Here is an 18,625-nt window from a genome sequence, read left to right as displayed (position 1 = left end):
GTGCTCTTGCTCACCCGTCTGCCGCGAGGTGCACCCATGTACCGGGCCGGGGTACCCGGGCACGGGAATGGTGGCCCGCTCGCGTACGTTCCACCTCTGCGACAACGCACCCCCAGCAGCAAAGGAGCGCGAGACACATGCCGGGCACTGTGACGATGTACAGCACCACGTGGTGCGGCTACTGCACGCGACTGAAGGGCCAGATGGACCGCGCGGGCATCGCGTACAACGAGATCAACATCGAGCAGGACCCGGAGTCCGCGGCCTTCGTGGAGAAGGCGAATGGCGGAAACCAGACGGTTCCGACCGTGCTGTTCGCGGACGGCTCGACGCTCACCAACCCTTCGCTGGCGCAGGTCAAGCAGAAGATCGGCGCGTAAGCGGTTCACCATCGGTGCGCCCCCGGCGGTTGCCGAGGGCAAAAACAGGGGCGGTCCTTGAATCTGACTCAAGGACCGCCCCTGTTGTGTGACTTGCGCCACTCGCGCGAGCGGTGTCGTGTGTGCCGGTCAGGCAGCTACCGCTCCTGGGCGCGGCAGGGGCTTGCCGTACCAGAGTTCGATCAGGCGGGCGGCGATGGAAATGCCGAACGGAGGCAGTACCTCGCCGGACTCGAAGGCGATACGCAGGTCCTCGCGGGAGAACCAGCGGGCCTCGTGGATCTCCTCGCCGTCGACGTTGATCTCGGACGAGGTGGCGCGGGCCATGAAGCCGAGCATGAGGCTGGAGGGGAACGGCCAGGGCTGGCTGGCGACGTAGTCGACCTCGCCGACGGTGACGCCCGCCTCCTCGAAGACCTCGCGGCGCACGGACTGCTCGATGGACTCGCCGGGTTCGACGAAGCCGGCGAGCGTGGAGAAGCGGCCCTCGGGCCAGTGCACCTGGCGGCCGAGCAGGATGCGGTCCTCGTCGTCCGTGACCGCCATGATCACGGCCGGGTCGGTGCGCGGGTAGTGCTCGGCCCCGCAGGCGGGGCAGCGGCGGATGTGTCCGGCCGCCGCGATCACGGTGCGCTCGCCGCAGCGTGAGCAGAAGCGGTGCAGCCGCTGCCAGTTCTCCAGGGCGACGGCGTGCACCATCAGACCCGCGTCGCGGGGTGAGAGCAGGAGTCCCGCCTCGCGCAGACCCGCCGAGCGGGCGGACTGGTCGATGCGGCCGGGCAGTGCGTCCTTCTGGAGTGCGAAATAGCTCACACCGTCGTCGTCCGTGCCGAGGAAGTAGCGGTGCGCCTCGGTGAGCGGGGCCTCGAAGGAGGGGGTCATGACGAGTTCGGTGGTGCCGTCCGCCGTCTCGTCGATGAGCACCTGACCGCCGGAGACCACGAAGACGCGGGTGGTGGGGTGGCTCCAGGCCGCCGCGAGCCAGGCCTCGTCGAGCCGGTGGTGGGCGGCCCTGTCGATGCCGCTCGGGGCGGTGAGCGAGATGGGACGGTCGGCGGTTCGGTCGGTCCAGGTGGTCACGGGTGCTTCCAACTCCCCCGGTGGAACGGTTATTTCGGCGGGCGGTTCAGCAGGGCGGGTGCGAAGGGCGCTGTTCGGGGTGGGGACGGACTTTTCAGGAAGGGTGGAGGCGGGCTCTTTCAGTGTGCCTCGCGCCAGTTCTCGGCCAGGTCGCCCCACAGGTAGGCGCTGGTTTCGACGCCCTTCATGAGGAGGTCGAGTTCGACCTTCTCGTTGGGGGCGTGCCAGCCGTCGGAGGGGACGGAGATACCCAGGAAGAGCACGGGGGCGCCGAGGACTTCCTGGAGGTCGGCCGCGGGTCCCGAGCCACCCTCGCGGGTGAAACGGATCGGCTGTTCGAAGGCGCGGCCCATGGCGCGCACCACGGACTGCAGGGCGGGGTGGTCCAGCGGTGTGAGGCAGGGGCGGGTGGCGGCGCCGAACGTGATCTCGTGCCGGATGCCGGCGGGCAGCCGGTCGGCGGCCCAGGCGCGGACCGCCTTCTCGATGTGGTCCGGGTCCTGACCCGCCACCAGCCGGAACGAGAGTTTCACGGTCGCCGAGGACGGGATGATCGTCTTGCTGCCAGGGCCTTGGTAACCGCCGCCGATGCCGTTGACCTCGGCGGTGGGGCGGGCCCAGATGCGCTCCAGGGTGGTGTGTCCGGCCTCTCCGTAGGTAGCCGTCGACTTGGCTGTGCTCAGCCAGCGTTCCTCGTCGAAGGGCAGTTCGGCGAAGAGCTCACGCTCGCGTTCGGTGAGTTCGGTGATGCCTTCGTAGAAGCCGGGGACGGCTACGCGCGCGTGCTCGTCGTGCAGGGCGGCGACAAGGCGGGCGGCTGCGGTGGCCGGGTTGGGCACGGCACCGCCGAAGGAGCCGGAGTGGATGTCCTGCCGCGGCCCGTACAGCTCGATCTCGCACTCGGCGAGGCCACGCATGCCGGTGCACACGGTGGGGGTGTCCTCGGACCACATGCCGGTGTCGGAGACGATCACCGCGTCGGCGGTGAGCCGGTCGGCGTGGCTTTCGACGAGGTCGCGGAAGTGCGGGGAGCCGGACTCCTCCTCACCCTCGATCAGGAGCTTGAGGTTCACGGCCGGTGCGCCGCGCCCGGTGGCGGCGAGGTGGGCGCGGACGCCGAGTGTGTGGAAGAACACTTGGCCCTTGTCGTCGGCGGCACCGCGCGCGTGGAGGCGGTTTCCGCGGAGCACCGGTTCGAAGGGGTCGGTGTCCCAGCCGTCCTCGCGGGCCGCGGGCTGCACGTCGTGGTGTCCGTAGACGAGAACCGTGGGAGCCCCGGGGTCCTCGGCGGGCCATTCGGCGAAGACGGCGGGGGCGCCCTCGGTCGCCCAGACCTCGGTGGTCGGGAAGCCGGTCTCCTGCAACTTGGCGGCGAGCCAGTCGGCGCTGCGTGCCACGTCCGCGGCGTGGTCGGGCTGGGCCGACACCGAAGGGATGCGCAGCCACTCCGCGAGGTCGTCGAGGAAGGCCGTGCGGTGGTTCTGGATGTACGTGCGGACGGTGCTGACGGCGTTGTCAACGGGCTTGCTCATGCTCACGAGCCTATCCGCCCACGGAGGCGTGTTCGTCCGGCGGATCCCCGGCCGACGCTTCCTGTGGGTCCGCCGGGTCCTGTGTGAGCAGTCGTTCCAGTGCCGCGCGGTCCGGGAGCTCCTCCGGGTGGACCACCTCACCGCTGCGGACGTACAGGAACGCGGCCTTGACGGACTCCAGGGGCACGCCTTGCTGTTCGGCCCAGGCAAGGCGGTACAGGGCGAGCTGGAGGGGGTCGGCGGTGCCGGTGCGGCTTGTCTTCCAGTCGACGATCTCGTACGTCGTGCCGGCGTCGCCCTCCGCCCGGTAGACGGCGTCCATCCGGCCCCGTACGACGCGTCCCGCGATGGCGAGCTGGAACGGTGCCTCGACGCGGTGGGGGGTGCGGTGCGCGTAGGGAGTGCGCTCGAAGGCGTCCTTGAGCTCCTCCAGGTCGCGTTCGTCGGCGATCTCGGCGTCGCTGCCGGGGAGGTCCTCCGGTTCCAGCATCGGCAGCCGCAGCTCTTCGAAGCGGGACTCCAGCCAGGCGTGGAAGCGCGTTCCGCGGCGCGCGGCGGGCTGCGGGGGGCGTGGCATGGGGCGCGCGAGCTCCTGCGCGAAGCCGTCCGGGTCAGCGGCCAGGCGCATGAGCTGCGTCACGGTGAGCGAGGCCGGCAGGGGGACGTCGGTGACGCTCGCGCGGGCGCGCAGGAGCTCTCCGGTCAGGGCGTCGAGGTCGCGGTCCCAGGAGGCGAGGGTGCGGGCCTCCTCCGGGGTGAGGTGCGCGGGTTCCTCCGGATGCGGTTCCTCAGGGTGCGGTTTCGCAGGGTGCGGTTTCGCAGGGTGCGGTTTCGCGGGGTGCGACTTCGCAGGGTGCGGGCGAGCCCCCGGAGCCGATGCCTGGTGCGGGACCGTCGGGCGGTCCTGCGCGGGTCGCGTCGGCCGGTCCTCTGGGCGGTCGGTCGACCAGGAGTCCCAGTCGGACTCGTCCCCGTCGGGGAAGCCGTCGTGGGGGAGGTCGTCGTCCCCGTAGGCCACGTCGTCGTACGCGGGGTCGCCGTCCTCGGGCGGGGGTGGCCAGTCCGGATCGTCGTACGAGGTGGGGTCGTGGTCGGCCGTGTGCCGGGCTCCCTCCGCCCCGGGGTGGGGCTCTTCGTGGGACGCCACGCGCTCCAGGTGGGCGAGTACGGTCTCGGCGGCGGCGCGACGCCGGGCCAGTGCCGCGTCGTCGAGCGGGAGCGGCCACGCGTGGTCGGCGGCCGCCTCGCGCAGGGCGGGGTTCTCCTCGTCCTCGGCGGGTTCCTCGGCCCAGACCTCGATCTCGCCGTGTCCGGCGGCGCAGTGCTCGTAGAGGGCGTCGAGGAAGTCCGAGGGGCCGCGCGGCTTCTTCTGGGAGGGGCCCCACCAGTGGCCGGAACCGAGCAGGAGTGAGCGGGGGCGGGTGAAGGTGACGTAGCCGAGGCGGAGCTCTTCGGTGTGCTGGTGGTCTTTCATGGCCTCGTGGAAGGCCTTGATGCCCTTGGCGTCCCAGGTGGCGATCTCGGGGAGCGTGTCGGCGTCGCCGCGCAGCTCGTGCGGCAGGACCTTGCCCTGGGCGGTCCACTTCTCGCGGCCCTGGCCGCTGGGAAAGGTGCCGGTGACGAGTCCGGGGACCGCGACGACGTCCCACTCCAGGCCCTTGGACTTGTGCGCGGTGAGCACCTTGACGGTGTTCTCGCCGCCGGGCAGGGCGTTGTCGAGGCCCTTCTCGTACTGGGCGGCGGTGCGCAAGAAGCCGAGGAAGGCCAGCAGTGTGGCCTCGCCGTCGCCCGCGGCGAAGGACGCGGCGACGTCGAGGAAGTTCGACAGGGTCTCTCGGCGGCGGGCCGCCAGCGCGTGCGGGGAGGCGGACAGCTCGACCTCGAGGCCGGTGACGGCGAGCACCCGGTGCATGACGTCCATCAGCGGGTCGGCGAGCGAGCGGCGCAGGTCGCGTAGCTCGGCGGCGAGCCGCGCGAACCGCACCCGCGCGTCCGGCGAGAAGGGCAGCTCGTCGTCGTCCCCTTCGGCCTCGATGGGCATCTCCAGGAACGTGTCGAGGGCGTCCGCGAGGGATATCACCTCGGCCGGGTCGACCCCCTCCACGGCCGCGGCGAGCCGGCGGTCCGGGTCCTCGTCGGCGCCCACCCGCGCGTGGGACACGAGCAGGCGGGCGCGCCGCCCCAGGAGGGCGAGGTCGCGCGGGCCGATCCGCCAGCGGGGGCCGGTGAGCAGGCGGACCAGGGAGGCGTTCGCCCCGGGGTCCTGGAGGACTTCGCAGACGGCGACGAGGTCGGCGACCTCGGGCAGGTGCAGCAGCCCGGAGAGGCCCACCACCTCGACCGGGATGTCCCGGGCGACGAGCGCGCCCTGGATCTCGGCGAAGTCGCCCGCCGTACGGCACAGCACGGCGATCTCGCCGGGTGCCTTTCCGATGCGTACGAGGTGGGCGATGGAATCGGCGAGCCAGTCGATCTCCTCGGCGTGGGTGCGCAGCAGCGCGCAGCGGACCTGGCCGTCGTGCTCGGCTCCGAGGGCCGGGCGGAGGGCCTCCACGCCCTCGTGCATGGCGCGCAGGGGCTCCGCGAGGCCGTTGGCGAGGTCGAGGAGGCGACCGCCGCTGCGACGGTTCTCGCTGAGCGCCTGGCGGGCCGCGGGGCGGCCGTCGGCGTGTGCGAAGTGTTCGGGGAAGTCGTCGAGGTTGGCGACGGAGGCGCCGCGCCAGCCGTAGATGGCCTGGCAGGGGTCGCCGACCGCGGTCACGGGGTGGCCGGTGCCGCCGCCGAAGAGTCCGGCGAGCAGGATGCGCTGGGCCACCGAGGTGTCCTGGTACTCGTCCAGCAGCACCACCCGGAACTCGTCGCGGAGGATCTCACCGACCTCGGGGCGGGTGCGGGCCAAAGTGGCCGAGAGGGCGATCTGGTCGCCGAAGTCGAGGAGGTCGCGCTCACGTTTGGCCGATCGGTAGCGGCCCACCAGCTCGGCCAGTTCACGCCGGGCCGCGGCCGCCTCGGGGACCTTGCGCAGGTCGGCGTTGGTGAGTTTGGCGCCCTCCAGGGAGCGCAGCAGCTCGGCGTCGTAGGCGCGCAGGTCCTCGGGCCGTACGAGGTGTTCGGCGAGCTCGGAGTCGAGTGTGAGGAGGTCGCCGACAAGGTCCGGGAAGGAGCGGGTCAGCGCCGGGTACGGTCCCGGGGCCTCGCGCAGTACGCGGGCGGCGAGCTGATAGCGGGTGGCGTCGGCGAGCAGGCGGGAGGTCGGTTCGAGTCCGATGCGCAGGCCGTGGTCGGTCAGCAGGCGGCCCGCGAAGGCGTGGTAGGTGGAGATCACCGGCTCGCCCGGCGGGTTGTCGGGGTCGATCACGTCCGGGTCGGTGACTCCGGCCTTGATCAGCGCCTTGCGGACGCGCTCGGCGAGTTCGCCCGCCGCCTTGTTGGTGAACGTGAGACCAAGGACCTGCTCGGGGGCGACCTGTCCGGTGCCGACGAGCCACACCACGCGTGCCGCCATCACCGTGGTCTTGCCCGATCCGGCTCCGGCCACGATCACCTGCGGGGCGGGCGGTGCGGTGATGCAGACCGTCTGCTCCGGGGTGAACGGGATGCCGAGGAGCTCCTTGAGCTGCTCGGGGTCGGTGATACGGGCGGGCATGTCGGAGAGGCTAGCGGCGCCCACTGACAGCGGAGGCCACATCGGCCACCGGGACGGAAGAAGTGCTGGTCAACACGTGTGGTGCCGTACGTCACTCGCTGACGTGACGTCCACTTGAGCCCCTCACTCGACTTGAGCCCCTCACTCGACCACGTGGCGTCCCTCGGGCCGAGCGCTGCACGACGCCCGGAAAGCGCAGTGTGTGCAGTGTTGTCCCGTGGTCGGAGAGAACCGCTCGTCGAGGACCTTCCCGGCCGCGGTGGCGAGCAGGTCGCCGACCCACTCGCCCTCGAGGGGCTCCTGGGCCTGCACCTTGGGGAGGGTCTCGCCGCCGTTCTTCTTGGCGGCGCCCTGGCGGAGCTGGACGAGTTCCGCCCCTCCCGGCTCGGGGCGTACGCCGTCGAAGGTGTCGTCGACGGCCCCCTCGCGGACGGCGAGCTGGTAGACGGCGAGCTGCGGGTGGTGCGCCACCTCCGCGGCGCTGGGCGCGTGTTTGCCGGTCTTGAAGTCGACCACGTAGGCGCGGCCCTCGGTGTCCGTCTCGACACGGTCCATGGAGCCCCGGATGCGCACCTCGTAGTCGCCCGCCTCCAGGGTCACGTCGAAGTCGTGCTCACTGGCCACCGGCACACGTCCCGCACGAACGCCGTTGGAGTCGACGTGCCACTTCAGGAAGCGTTCGAGCGCCACACGCGCGTGCTCCTTCTCCTGCGCGGACTTCCAGGGCGCGTCGAAGGCGAGCGCGTTCCACACGGAGTCCAGGCGTTCCATGAGGACGGCGAGGTCGGCGGGGGTGCGTCCGGAGGCGACCTCGTCGGCGAGGACGTGCACCACGTTGCCGAAGCCCTGGGCGGCGGTCGCGGGCGCGTCGGCCTTGACCTCGCGGCCCAAAAACCACTGCAGGGCGCAGGTGTTGGCGAGCTGGTCGAGGGCGCTTCCGGAGAGCACGACGGGCTGGTCGCGGTCGCGCAGCGGCACCTTGCTCTCGGTCGGCTCGTACATGCCCCACCAGCGGTAGGGGTGCGCGGACGGCACGAGAGGGCGGCCGTCCTCGTCGCCGAGTGCGGCGAGCTTGGCCAGGCGGTGGGCCGCGGCCTGCCGGAGGGTGTCCGAGACCCGCGGGTCGACCGTGGTGGCGCGCAGTTCGGCGACCAGGGCGGCGACGGACAGCGGGCGGCGGGGGCGGCCGGTGACATCCCTGGGTTCGACGCCGAGTTCGGTAAGAAAGCGGGACGGCTGGTCGCCGTCGTCGGCGGGGGCCTTCACTGCGGTGACGATCAGGCGTTCACGCGCGCGTGTGGCGGCCACGTAGAACAGACGGCGCTCTTCGGAGAGGAGCGCTCCGGGGGTGAGGGGTTCGGCGAGGCCGTCGCGTCCGATGCGGTCTGCCTCCAGCAGGGAGCCGCGGCGGCGGAGGTCCGGCCACAGGCCCTCCTGGACGCCCGCGACGACGACGAGGCGCCATTCCAGGCCCTTGGAGCGGTGCGCGGTCATCAGGCGTACGGCGGCCGGGCGCACCGCCCTGCGGGTGAGCGTGTCGGCGGCGATGTCCTGGGCCTCGATCTCCTCCAGGAAGTTGAGGGCGCCGCGCCCGCCCGTGCGTTCCTCGGCGCGGGCCGCGGTCGCGAACAGCGCGCAGACGGCGTCGAGGTCACGGTCGGCGTTGCGGCCGGCCGCGCCACCGCGTCGGGCGGCCCGCTCCAGGCGCTGCGGCCACGGTGTTCCCTCCCAGAGGTCCCAGAGCGCCTCCTCGGCCGTCCCACCGCCCGCCAGGCGCTCCCGCGCCTTGCGCAGCAGCGCGCCGAGGCGCTGGGCTCCCCGGGCGTACGCCGGGTCGTGCGCGACGAGCCGCTCCGGCTCGGCCAGCGCGAGGGTGAGCAGTTCGTCGGAGGGCGGCGGTACGTGGTTGCCCGCGGCGCGCTCCTCCTCGCGCAGCGCACGCCCCAGACGCCGCAGATCGGCCGCGTCCATGCTCGCGAGAGGCGAGGCGAGCAGGGTGAGCGCGGTTTCGGTGTCGAGCCAGGGCGCGGCTTGCGCATCGGCATCCTCAGAGACGTCGATGTCTTCGGGTGCATCGGCATCCTCAGGTACGTCGGCGTCTTCAGGTATGTCGCTGTCGCCGCCGGAGGGCGCGGCCGTACCCGACTCCGCGCGCGCCACCGCCCGCAGTGCCGTCAGCAAGGGCGTGACCGCCGGTTCGTGCCGCAGCGGCAGGTCGTCGCCGTCGATGTCGAGCGGCACGCCCGCCGCGGTGAGCGCCCGCCTGATCGTCGGGATCGTGCGGGAGCCGGCGCGCACCAGGACGGCCATGTCGCCCCAGGGGACGCCGTCCTCCAGATGAGCGCGACGCAGGATGTCCGCGATGTTGTCCAGCTCCGTGCCCGCCGTCGGGTACGTGTAGACCTCGACGGCGCCGCCGTCCCGTACCGGAGACAGCTCGCGGTGGGCGCGTACCTTCTCCGCCGGAAGGCGGGTCAGCGGCATGCGCTGGGTGATCAGACGGGTGGCGGTCAGCAGGGCGGCGCCGGAGCGGCGGGAGGTGCGCAGCACCTCGACCGGCGCGGGGCGGCCGTCCGCGCGAGGGAAGGCGTCGGGGAAGTCCAGGATGCCGTTCACGTCCGCGCCCCGGAAGGCGTAGATCGACTGGTCGGGGTCACCGAAGGCGACCAGGTTACGGCCGCCGCCGGCGAGAGCGTGCAGCAGCCGGACCTGCGCGGGATCGGTGTCCTGGTACTCGTCCACGTAGACGGCGTCGTACTGCGCGGCGAGGCGTTCGGCGACGCCCGGACGCCCGGCGAGCAGCACCGCGCGGTGGACGAGTTCCGCGTAGTCGAGCACTCCTTGGAGGTCGAGAACGTCCAGGTACTCGGCGAGGAAGGCGGCGGCCGCGCCCCAGTCGGGGCGGCCGATGCGCCGGGCGAAGGCGGTCAGGGCGTCGGGGCTCAGGCCCAGCTCGCGGCTGCGCGCCAGCACCGCGCGGACCTCGTCGGCGAAGCCGCGCGTGGTCAGGCAGGCGCGCAGCTCGTCCGGCCAGCGGACATGGGCGAGACCGAGCCGCTCCAGGTCGGGCTGGCCCGCGAGCAGTTCGCGCACCGCCACGTCCTGCTCGGGTCCGGACAGCAGCCGCAGGGGCTCCACGAACAGGTCGCTGTCCTGGTGGGCGCGGACCAGGGCGTAGCAGAACGAGTGGAAGGTGGTCGCCCGGGGAGCGCGGGCGGCCCCTATGCGCAGCGCCATGCGGTCGCGCAGTTCGACGGCCGCCTTGCGGCTGAAGGTCAGCACCAGGATGCGTTCCGGGTCGCCGCCCCGCGCGATTCGCGCTGCGACGGACTCGACGAGCGTGGTCGTCTTGCCGGTGCCGGGGCCGGCCAGCACGAGCAGCGGTCCCGCGTCATGGTCAACCACCGCGCGCTGCTCTGCGTCCAGACGAGGGGGCCCCACTCGGACCGGCGCGGTACGTACCAGTCGGTACGCGCCGCGGGTCCCCTGCCGCACCTGGGGGTGCGACAGGCGCCTGGTGGAAGAAGAGGAGCTCACGTGGTTCGCCGGTCCTGGAGGTTGTGCGGGATATCACTGCCGGCGCGGAGCGCCGTCGTTGAGGGGTGGTGGTCGGGCGACGGGTGGGAGGAGCGCCGCGCGTTCAGGGCGGTGGCCGCGGGGTGAAGCGGATGCGTGCCGTCGACGCTACGCCGGTGAGCATCGTGGAAGGAGGGCTTCCCCTTCTTCCCTCGCACCACGTGCGTCCCCCGGCTCTCGAACGTACGGCATGTCACGGGCGTGCCCCGTTTCCCCCGTACGGGCCACAGGTTCCCCATCGCCCCGTCCGATGCCGGAAGCTGTCAGGTGTGACCCTGCGCGCGTTCGCCGCCGTCCCATCGCGCCCGCCTCATGTCGATGCGCGGCAGATGCCCCCCGGAGGCCCTGCTCGCCTCCTTCAGGGGCGTGCCCTCGTCGCGGTAGTGACCCAGCGCATCGAGTTCGTGGCCCGGGAGCAGCGCGCCGTCCGCGCGGACGACCCGCCACCACGGGACCGCTCCTCCGTAGAGGGCCATCACCCGGCCCACCTGGCGCGGTCCGCCCTCCTCCAGCCACTCGGCGACGTCCCCGTACGTCATCACGTGCCCGGGCGGGATCGACTCGGCGACCTCAAGGACCCGCTCCGCGTACTCCGGCAGGGCATCCGCCGGCAGGCTCTCCTCGCTCATCCGCCCCATCCTGCCCCATCCCACCGACAGTGCGACGATGCGGTGACTGTGCGTATCCCTCGCCACGAAGGCGCACTTGGGGCAGACTGTGCGCCCCCGTATTTGCACCCTGATGCCCCCGTGTGTCGGTGGGGCATGCCACCATCGTGCGGGCGGTGACTGGTGATACGAGATCAAGAAGAGACGATGAGGCAGCAGGGCGTGCACCCCGAAGACGCGGAGAGCACCTCCGCGGCCTCGTCGCGTCCGGACACCGGCGATACCGGCCCGATGGACCCGGGCGAGGCGGCGGACGAGCCGACCACGACGGTGGACGAAGAACCCGTTCCTGACACCCACGGACGAGCCCAGAAGCGACTCGATCCGGCGGACGACTGCGGCGACGAGGTCCACAACGACGAGGTCGAGGGCGACGAACCGCTGCTGCCCGCGCGCGTGCACCGTCCGTCGGATCTGATGCGGCTCATGGTCGGCGTCCTCGCCATCGCCGTGCTGCTGGCCATCGCCGCGTTCGCGCACGGCACCACCTCGGGGCTCGAACAGGACATCAACAAGGGCACCGGCCAGGCACCCGATCTGCTGATCAAGATCGCGGGTCTGGCGTCGAGCATCGCGATCCTCCTGGTGCCGGTCGCCTTCGCGATCGAGCGGCTGATCAAGCGGGACGGGCTGCGCATCGCCGACGGCGTGCTGGCCGCGGTGCTCGCGCACGGAGTGACACTCGCCACGGACCTGTGGGTCGCCAAGGGCGCCCCGAACTCCATCCAGGAGGCGCTCACCCAGCCCTCGCCGGGTGACATCCACGCCCTGACCGACCCGGTACACGGCTATCTGGCGCCGGTCATCGCGTACATGACTGCCGTCGGGATGTCCCGCAGACCGCGCTGGCGCGCGGTGCTGTGGGTGGTGCTGCTCCTCGACGCCTTCTCCATGCTGGTCACCGGCTACACCACACCGTTCTCGATCATCCTGACGGTGCTGATCGGCTGGAGCGTCGCGTACGGGACGCTGTACGCGGTCGGCTCACCGAACGTGCGTCCGACCGGGCGGACGCTGATGGCCGGCCTGCGGCACGTCGGCTTCCACCCCGTCAGCGCGGCCCGCGAGGACACGCCCGACACCACGGAGAACGGCGATCGCGGGCGGCGCTACTTCGTCACCCTGGAGGACGGCCCGCCGCTGGACGTCACCGTGGTCGACCGCGAGCAGCAGGCGCAGGGCTTCTTCTACCGAGTGTGGCGCAACCTGACGCTGCGTGGTCTCGCCACCCGTCGCAGTCTCCAGTCGCTGCGCCAGGCCCTGGAGCAGGAGGCGCTCCTCGCCTACGCGGCCATCGCGGCCGGGGCCAACGCCCCGAAGCTGATCGCGACCTCCGAGCTCGGCCCGGACGCCGTGATGCTCGTCTACGAGCACACCGGCGGGCGCACACTGGACTCGCTGCCCGACGAACTCATCACCGACGATCTCCTGCGCGACACCTGGCATCAGGTGCAGGCCTTGCAGTCGCGACGCATCGCACACCGCAGGCTCGCGGGTGACGCGATTTTGGTGGATCGTTCCGGCATGGTGATCCTCACCGACCTTCGCGGCGGTGAGATCGCGGCCGGCGATCTGCTGCTGCGCATGGACATCGCCCAGTTGCTGACCACGCTGGGGCTGCGCGTGGGCGCCGAGCGGACGGTGGCGTCGGCCGTCGGTGTGCTCGGCCCGGACGCGATCGCCGACTGCCTGCCGCTGCTGCAGCCCATCGCGCTGACGCGCTCCACGCGCGCGACGCTGCGCAGGCTGGCCCGGGAGCGCGCCCAGCGCGAACGCGACGCGGTCCTGGAGGCCTCCCGGCAGAACAAGCTCGCCCGCGCGGAACAGGCCCAGCACGCCGAGGCCGCGGTGGAAAAGCCCGGCAAGAAGGCCGTACGCGCGGAACAGCGGGCCGAGAAGCGGGCGATAGACGAGGCACTGGACGAAGCGCGCGAGGAGGATCTCCTCACCCAGATCCGCCACCAGGTGCTGCGGATCCGCCCACAGGCGCCGGTCGAACCGGCCCGCCTGGAGCGGGTGCGGCCACGCACACTGATCAGTTTCATCGCCGGCGCCATCGGCGGGTACTTCCTGCTGACGCAGCTCACCCACATCGAGTTCGGAACCCTCTTCGACAACGCCCAGTGGGGCTGGGTCGCGGCGGCCGTGCTGTTCTCCGCGGTGAGCTACTTCGCGGCGGCGATGGCGCTGCTCGGCTTCGTACCGGAGCGGGTGCCGTTCATGCGGGCTGTTGCGGCACAGGTCGCCGGCTCGTTCGTGAAGATCGTGGCGCCCGCCGCGGTCGGCGGTGTGGCCCTCAACACGCGCTTCCTGCAGCGTGCGGGGGTGCGTCCGGGGCTCGCGGTGGCGAGTGTCGGCGCGTCCCAGCTGTTCGGGCTCGGCTGCCACATCCTGATGCTGCTGTCCTTCGGCTATCTGACCGGCACCGAGAAAACGCCGTCCCTGTCGCCCTCCCGCACGGTCATCGCCGGTCTGCTGACGGTCGCCGTACTGGTGCTCGTCGTCACATCGGTGCCGTTCCTGCGTAAATTCGTCAGCACGCGCGTGAGGTCGCTGTTCGCGGGCGTCGTACCGCGCATGCTCGACGTGCTCCAGCGGCCCCAGAAGCTGATCACCGGCATCGGCGGCATGCTGCTGCTGACCGCCTGCTTCGTGATGTGCCTGGACGCGTCGATCCGCGCCTTCGGCCACCAGCAGCCCACCACGCTCAGCCTCGCCAGCGTCGCCGTCGTCTTCCTCGCCGGTAACGCGCTCGGCTCCGCGGCGCCGACCCCCGGTGGGGTCGGCGCCGTCGAGGCGACCCTCACGGTCGGTCTGATCGCCGTGGGGCTCCCCAAGGAGGTCGCCGCTCCCGCGGTGCTGCTGTACCGGCTGCTGACGCTGTGGCTTCCGGTGCTTCCGGGCTGGCTGTTCTTCAACCACCTGACCCGCAAGGGCGCCCTCTAGAGCCCCGCGCCGACCCTCCCGTACGAGCCCCCCGCGCGCCCTCACCCGCACGGCCCGTGTCCCGAGCGCCCCGCCCCGCACGACCGCAGGATGGGGAGCATGCCGAACCCGTCTCCGCCGCGCGCCGCTGCGCTGGCGCTCTCCGTCGCTGTGCTGTCCGCCGTGCTGACGGGCTGCAGCGACAACTCGAACAGCGAGGACCTGCCGGCCCAGAAGCTGAGCTGGAAGGACTGCCCGGCCCCCGCCGAGTCCGAGGGCGGCGGCAACGCTCCCTCTCCCCTGCCGGGCGGCACACAGTGGCAGTGCGCCACCATGAAGGCACCCCTCGACTGGGCCGACCCCAAGGGCGACACCATCGGGATCGCGCTGATCCGGGCGCGGACGAGCGGCGACCAGAGCAAACGTATCGGCTCCCTCATCTTCAACTTCGGCGGCCCCGGCGGCTCCGGCGTCACCACGCTGCCCGCCTTCGGCGAGGACTACGCGAAGCTGCGCACCCGCTACGACCTGGTGAGCTTCGACCCGCGCGGGGTCGGCCGCAGCGCGGGCGTGAAGTGCGAGGACGACAGCCGACTCGACGTGTTCTTCCAGCAGGACGCCACCCCCGACGACGCCGCCGAGCAGAAGAACCTCCTCAGCAACACGAAGACGTTCAACGCGGCCTGCGAGAAGAACTCCGGGCGGACCCTCCCCCACGTGGGCACCACCGACGCGGCCCGCGACATCGACCTCATGCGCCAGGTGCTCGGCGACGCCAAACTGCACTACTTCGGCATCTCGTACGGCACCGAACTCGGCGGCGTCTACGCCCACTTGTTCCCCAAGAACGTAGGACGCGCCGTCTTCGACGCGGTCGTCGACCCGACGCAGAACCCGGAACAGAGCGCGCTCGGACAGGCCAGGGGCTTCCAGCTCGCACTCGACAACTTCGCCAACGACTGCACCTCGAAGGCCGAGCCCTGCCCGATCGGCGACACCCCGCAGGACGTCAAGAACCGCATCGCCAAACTCCTCAAGGACCTGGACAGCAAGCCCATCCCCGGCGTCTTCCCACGCCAGCTCACCCAGACCGAGGCCACCAACGGCATCGCGCAGGCGCTGTACTCCAAGGACTTCTGGGAGTACCTGACGGAGGGCCTGGACCAGGCGTACAGCGGTGACGGCAAGGTACTGATGCTGCTGTCCGACTCGATGAACGGGCGCAGCCAGAACGGCCAGTACAGCAACCTCTACGCGGCCAACGTCTCCATCAGCTGCGCCGACGACAAACCGCGGTACACGATCCCCGACGTGCAAGCCGTTCTGCCGGCGTTCCGGGGCGCCTCACCGCTCTTCGGCGACTTTCTGGCCTGGGGCATGCTCAGCTGCACCAACTGGGCCGTCCCGGGCGCCGCCGACCACCCGGACGTCAGCGCCACCGGTGCGGCGCCGATCCTCGTGGTCGGCAACACCGGCGACCCGGCCACGCCGTACCAGGGCGCGAAGAAGATGGTGGACGCGCTGGGCAAGGGCGTCGGCGTCGAGGTGACCTACAAGGGCCAGGGGCACGGCGCCTACGACAGCGGGAACAAGTGCGTGCACAACGCGGTGAACGGCTATCTGCTGGACGGGACCGTACCGCCCGCGGGAACCGTCTGCACCTAGAACCGACGCCATCCCAACCGAGAAAGTGCAGGTCAAAGGGTTATCCACAGGCCTCCGCGGCGTCGGCCGCGGGCGCCTACCATGGCCTGCATGTGATCCGCGACATCCGGCGGACCACGGGCGAGGGGGAAGTTCATGACGCGTTTCGCACGGTGGACGGCCGCGGCGGCCGCCGCGTTGCTGGTGGCAGGCTGCGGCAGCGGCTCGTCGGGGGACGGGAAGAACGAGGGGAAGAACAGCGACCGGCCGTCGGCCGGGGCGCCTTCCTCCAGCACCGCCTCGGGGCTGCCCGCCTCGCTCACCTCACAGAAGCTCGACTGGGGCCACTGCAAGAGCTCCTCCGCGTCGGGCAGCGGCTGGCAGTGCGCGACACTCAAGGTGCCGCTGGACTACGCGAAGCCGGACGGCGAGACGATCGGCCTGGCGCTGATCCGCTCGAAGGCGACCGGTGGCCAGAACAAGCGCATCGGCTCACTCCTGTTCAACTTCGGCGGCCCCGGCGGCTCGGGCGTCGACACGATGCCGTCGTACGAGAGCGCCGTCGGCCCGCTCCACGAGCGCTATGACCTGGTGAGCTGGGACCCGCGCGGCGTCGCCGCCAGCGAGGGCGTGCGCTGCCGCAGTGACAAGGCGATCCAGGCAGCCGAGTCCGTGGACGCCACCCCGGACGACGCGGCCGAGGAGAGCGCGTACTTCAAGGACGCCGCCGACTTCGGCAAGGGCTGCGCGAAGGCCGCCGGAAAGCTGCTGTCGCACGTCTCCACGACCGACACCGCCCGCGACATGGACCTGATGCGCCAGGTCCTCGGCGACGGGACGATGCACTATCTCGGCTTTTCCTACGGGACCGAACTCGGCGGCGTGTACGCCCACTTGTTCCCCAAGAACGTGGGCCGTCTGGTGCTGGACGCCGTCGTCGACCCGAGCGCCGACACGGTCGGCCACGCCAAGAACCAGACCCTGGGCTTCCAGCGCGCCCTGGACGACTACCTCAAGTCCACCGGCCAGGACCCCAAGCAGGGCTCCCAGAAGATCGTGGACCTGCTGAACCGCATCGACGCGAACCCCCTGCCGACGGCCGACGGCCGCAAGCTCACCCAGACGCTGGCGCTCACCGGCATCGTCCTGCCCCTGTACAGCAAGGCGGGCTGGCCGCGCCTGACCAGCGCGCTCAAGGGCGCCGAGGGCGGTGACGGTTCGGGCCTGCTGGCCCTCGCCGACGGCTACAACGACCGCGATTCCTCGGGGCACTACGGCACGACGACCCACTCCCAACGGGTCATATCGTGCTTGGACGACAAGCAGCGGCCGACTCCCGCGGAGACGAAGAAGCTGCTGCCCGAGTTCGAGAAGATCTCACCCGTCTTCGGGGACTTCATGGGCTGGGACACCGCGGGTTGGTGCCACGACTGGCCGGTCGCCGGCCAGTACGACAACCCGGAGGTCAGCGCGCCGGGCGCCGCGCCCATCTTGATCGTAGGCAACACCGGGGACCCCGCGACTCCGTACGAGGGCGCCCGCAGAATGGCCGACGAGCTGGGCAAGGGCGTCGGTGTGGAGCTCACCTGGAAGGGCGAGGGCCATGGCGCCTACGGGAGTGGGAGCGAGTGTGTCGACTCCACGGTGAACAGCTATCTGCTGGACGGGACGGTGCCGAAGGACGGGAAGGTCTGCGCGTCGTAGTGGCGGGTGCGGCCGACGGGCGCGGACCTGTGCCCGGACCGACCCGGCCGGTCAGCACCCGGCCGGCGAACCCCCGCTGGGCGAGCACCCTGCCGACGAGCACCCGGCCGACGAAGACCCGGTGCACGGATGCCCGGTCGGCGAACCCCCGGCCCGCGAGTGACCGGTCAACGGAAAGGGGCCCGGCACGCACGGTGCCGAGCCCCTCCCGAAAAGCCGTTCGCCTGGTGCACCGGCGCCTAGTACACCGGCTTCTCCGGCTCGATCTGGTTGACCCAGCCGATCACACCGCCGCCGACGTGCACCGCGTCCGAGAAGCCCGCGGACTTCAGCACGGCGAGCACCTCCGCGCTGCGGACGCCCGTCTTGCAGTGCAGGACGATCTTCTTGTCCTGCGGCAGAGTCTCCAGGGCGGTGCCCATGAGGAACTCGTTCTTCGGGATCAGCTTGGCGCCGGGGATCGAGACGATCTCGTATTCGTTGATCTCGCGGACGTCGATGATCTCGATGTTCTCGCCGTCGTCGATCCACTCCTTGAGCTGCTTGGGAGTGATCGTCGAGCCGGCCGCCGCCGCCTGGGCCTCCTCGGACACGACACCGCAGAAGGCCTCGTAGTCGATGAGCTCGGTGACGGTCGGGTTCTCGCCGCAGACCGCGCAGTCCGGGTCCTTGCGGACCTTGACCTGGCGGTACTGCATCTCGAGGGCGTCGTAGATCATCAGGCGGCCGACGAGCGGCTCACCGATGCCCGCGAGAAGCTTGATCGCCTCGTTGACCTGGATGGAGCCGATGGACGCGCACAGCACGCCCAGCACGCCGCCCTCGGCGCAGGAGGGGACCATGCCCGGCGGCGGGGGCTCCGGGTAGAGGCAGCGGTAGCAGGGACCGTGCTCGGACCAGAAGACGGAGGCCTGGCCGTCGAAGCGGTAGATCGAGCCCCACACGTACGGCTTGTTGAGCAGGACGCACGCGTCGTTGACCAGGTAGCGGGTCGCGAAGTTGTCCGTGCCGTCGACGATCAGGTCGTACTGGCTGAAGATCTCCATCACGTTCTCGGCCTCGAGCCGCTCTTCGTGAAGGACCACGTCCACGTACGGGTTGATGCCCAGCACGGAGTCACGGGCCGACTCGGCCTTGGAGCGGCCGATGTCCGCCTGACTGTGGATGATCTGGCGCTGCAGGTTCGACTCGTCGACCTCGTCGAACTCCACGATGCCGAGCGTGCCCACGCCCGCGGCGGCCAGGTACATCAGCGCCGGCGATCCGAGGCCGCCGGCGCCCACACACAGCACCTTGGCGTTCTTCAGCCGCTTCTGCCCGTCCATGCCCACATCGGGGATGATCAGGTGGCGGGAGTACCTGCGGACCTCGTCTACGGTGAGCTCAGCAGCTGGCTCAACCAGGGGTGGCAGCGACACGGGGACTCCGTTGGTCGGTCAATCACTACAGTTGTTCTCCCCGTAACACTGC

Annotated in this window: 10 protein-coding genes; 4 read left to right on the top strand and 6 right to left on the bottom strand. The window is 71.2% G+C overall.

Going from position 1 to position 18,625, the window contains the following annotated elements; translation table 11 throughout:
• The first annotated feature begins 137 nt into the window (after window positions 1-137).
• Window positions 138-380, top strand: a complete 243-nt coding sequence (locus ACIRA5_RS33220; RefSeq protein WP_054228181.1) for a mycoredoxin — start codon at window positions 138-140, stop codon at window positions 378-380.
• A gap of 129 nt (window positions 381-509) precedes the next feature.
• Here ACIRA5_RS33220 and nudC read toward each other — a convergent pair whose 3' ends face one another.
• The 5 genes from nudC to ACIRA5_RS33195 form a co-directional block, all read right to left on the bottom strand.
• Entirely contained in the window at window positions 510-1,460 is a 951-nt protein-coding gene (gene nudC / locus ACIRA5_RS33215) for an NAD(+) diphosphatase (protein ID WP_403697112.1), read from the bottom strand.
• A 119-nt stretch (window positions 1,461-1,579) separates the two neighbouring features.
• Window positions 1,580-2,992 (bottom strand): dipeptidase, encoded by a 1,413-nt coding sequence (locus ACIRA5_RS33210; protein WP_403697109.1) that lies wholly within the window; start codon window positions 2,990-2,992, stop codon window positions 1,580-1,582.
• A gap of 10 nt (window positions 2,993-3,002) precedes the next feature.
• Window positions 3,003-6,638, bottom strand: coding sequence for a UvrD-helicase domain-containing protein (locus ACIRA5_RS33205; protein WP_403697106.1), 3,636 nt, complete (start codon window positions 6,636-6,638; stop codon window positions 3,003-3,005).
• A gap of 141 nt (window positions 6,639-6,779) precedes the next feature.
• Window positions 6,780-10,175, bottom strand: coding sequence for an ATP-dependent helicase (locus ACIRA5_RS33200; RefSeq protein ID WP_403697103.1), 3,396 nt, complete (start codon window positions 10,173-10,175; stop codon window positions 6,780-6,782).
• A gap of 302 nt (window positions 10,176-10,477) precedes the next feature.
• Window positions 10,478-10,843 carry an MGMT family protein gene (locus ACIRA5_RS33195; RefSeq protein WP_403697100.1) on the bottom strand — a complete coding sequence of 122 codons (366 nt, stop codon included), beginning with the start codon at window positions 10,841-10,843 and terminating at the stop codon, window positions 10,478-10,480.
• A gap of 186 nt (window positions 10,844-11,029) precedes the next feature.
• Between ACIRA5_RS33195 and ACIRA5_RS33190 the strand changes: the two genes are divergently transcribed.
• From ACIRA5_RS33190 to ACIRA5_RS33180, 3 genes are all read left to right on the top strand, one after another.
• The gene (locus ACIRA5_RS33190) at window positions 11,030-13,828 is read left to right on the top strand and encodes a YbhN family protein (protein WP_403697098.1); all 2,799 of its coding nucleotides are present in this window, start codon (window positions 11,030-11,032) and stop codon (window positions 13,826-13,828) included.
• Between the two features lie 99 nt (window positions 13,829-13,927).
• Window positions 13,928-15,472 carry an alpha/beta hydrolase gene (locus ACIRA5_RS33185; protein ID WP_403697095.1) on the top strand — a complete coding sequence of 515 codons (1,545 nt, stop codon included), beginning with the start codon at window positions 13,928-13,930 and terminating at the stop codon, window positions 15,470-15,472.
• A 135-nt stretch (window positions 15,473-15,607) separates the two neighbouring features.
• A complete protein-coding gene (locus tag ACIRA5_RS33180) occupies window positions 15,608-17,155 on the top strand; it encodes an alpha/beta hydrolase (RefSeq protein ID WP_403697092.1) in 1,548 nt (515 codons plus the stop codon).
• A 239-nt stretch (window positions 17,156-17,394) separates the two neighbouring features.
• Here the strand turns inward: ACIRA5_RS33180 and moeZ are convergent, their stop codons facing one another.
• Window positions 17,395-18,573, bottom strand: a complete 1,179-nt coding sequence (gene moeZ / locus ACIRA5_RS33175; protein ID WP_403697089.1) for an adenylyltransferase/sulfurtransferase MoeZ — start codon at window positions 18,571-18,573, stop codon at window positions 17,395-17,397.
• Between the last annotated feature and the right edge of the window lie 52 nt (window positions 18,574-18,625).

The sequence above is a fragment of the Streptomyces sp. NPDC096311 genome, from assembly GCF_044763085.1.
In the GTDB taxonomy this organism is placed as follows: Bacteria; Actinomycetota; Actinomycetes; order Streptomycetales; family Streptomycetaceae; genus Streptomyces.
Note: the sequence above shows the minus strand (reverse complement) of the source record. Positions and strands in the feature narration are given on the sequence as shown.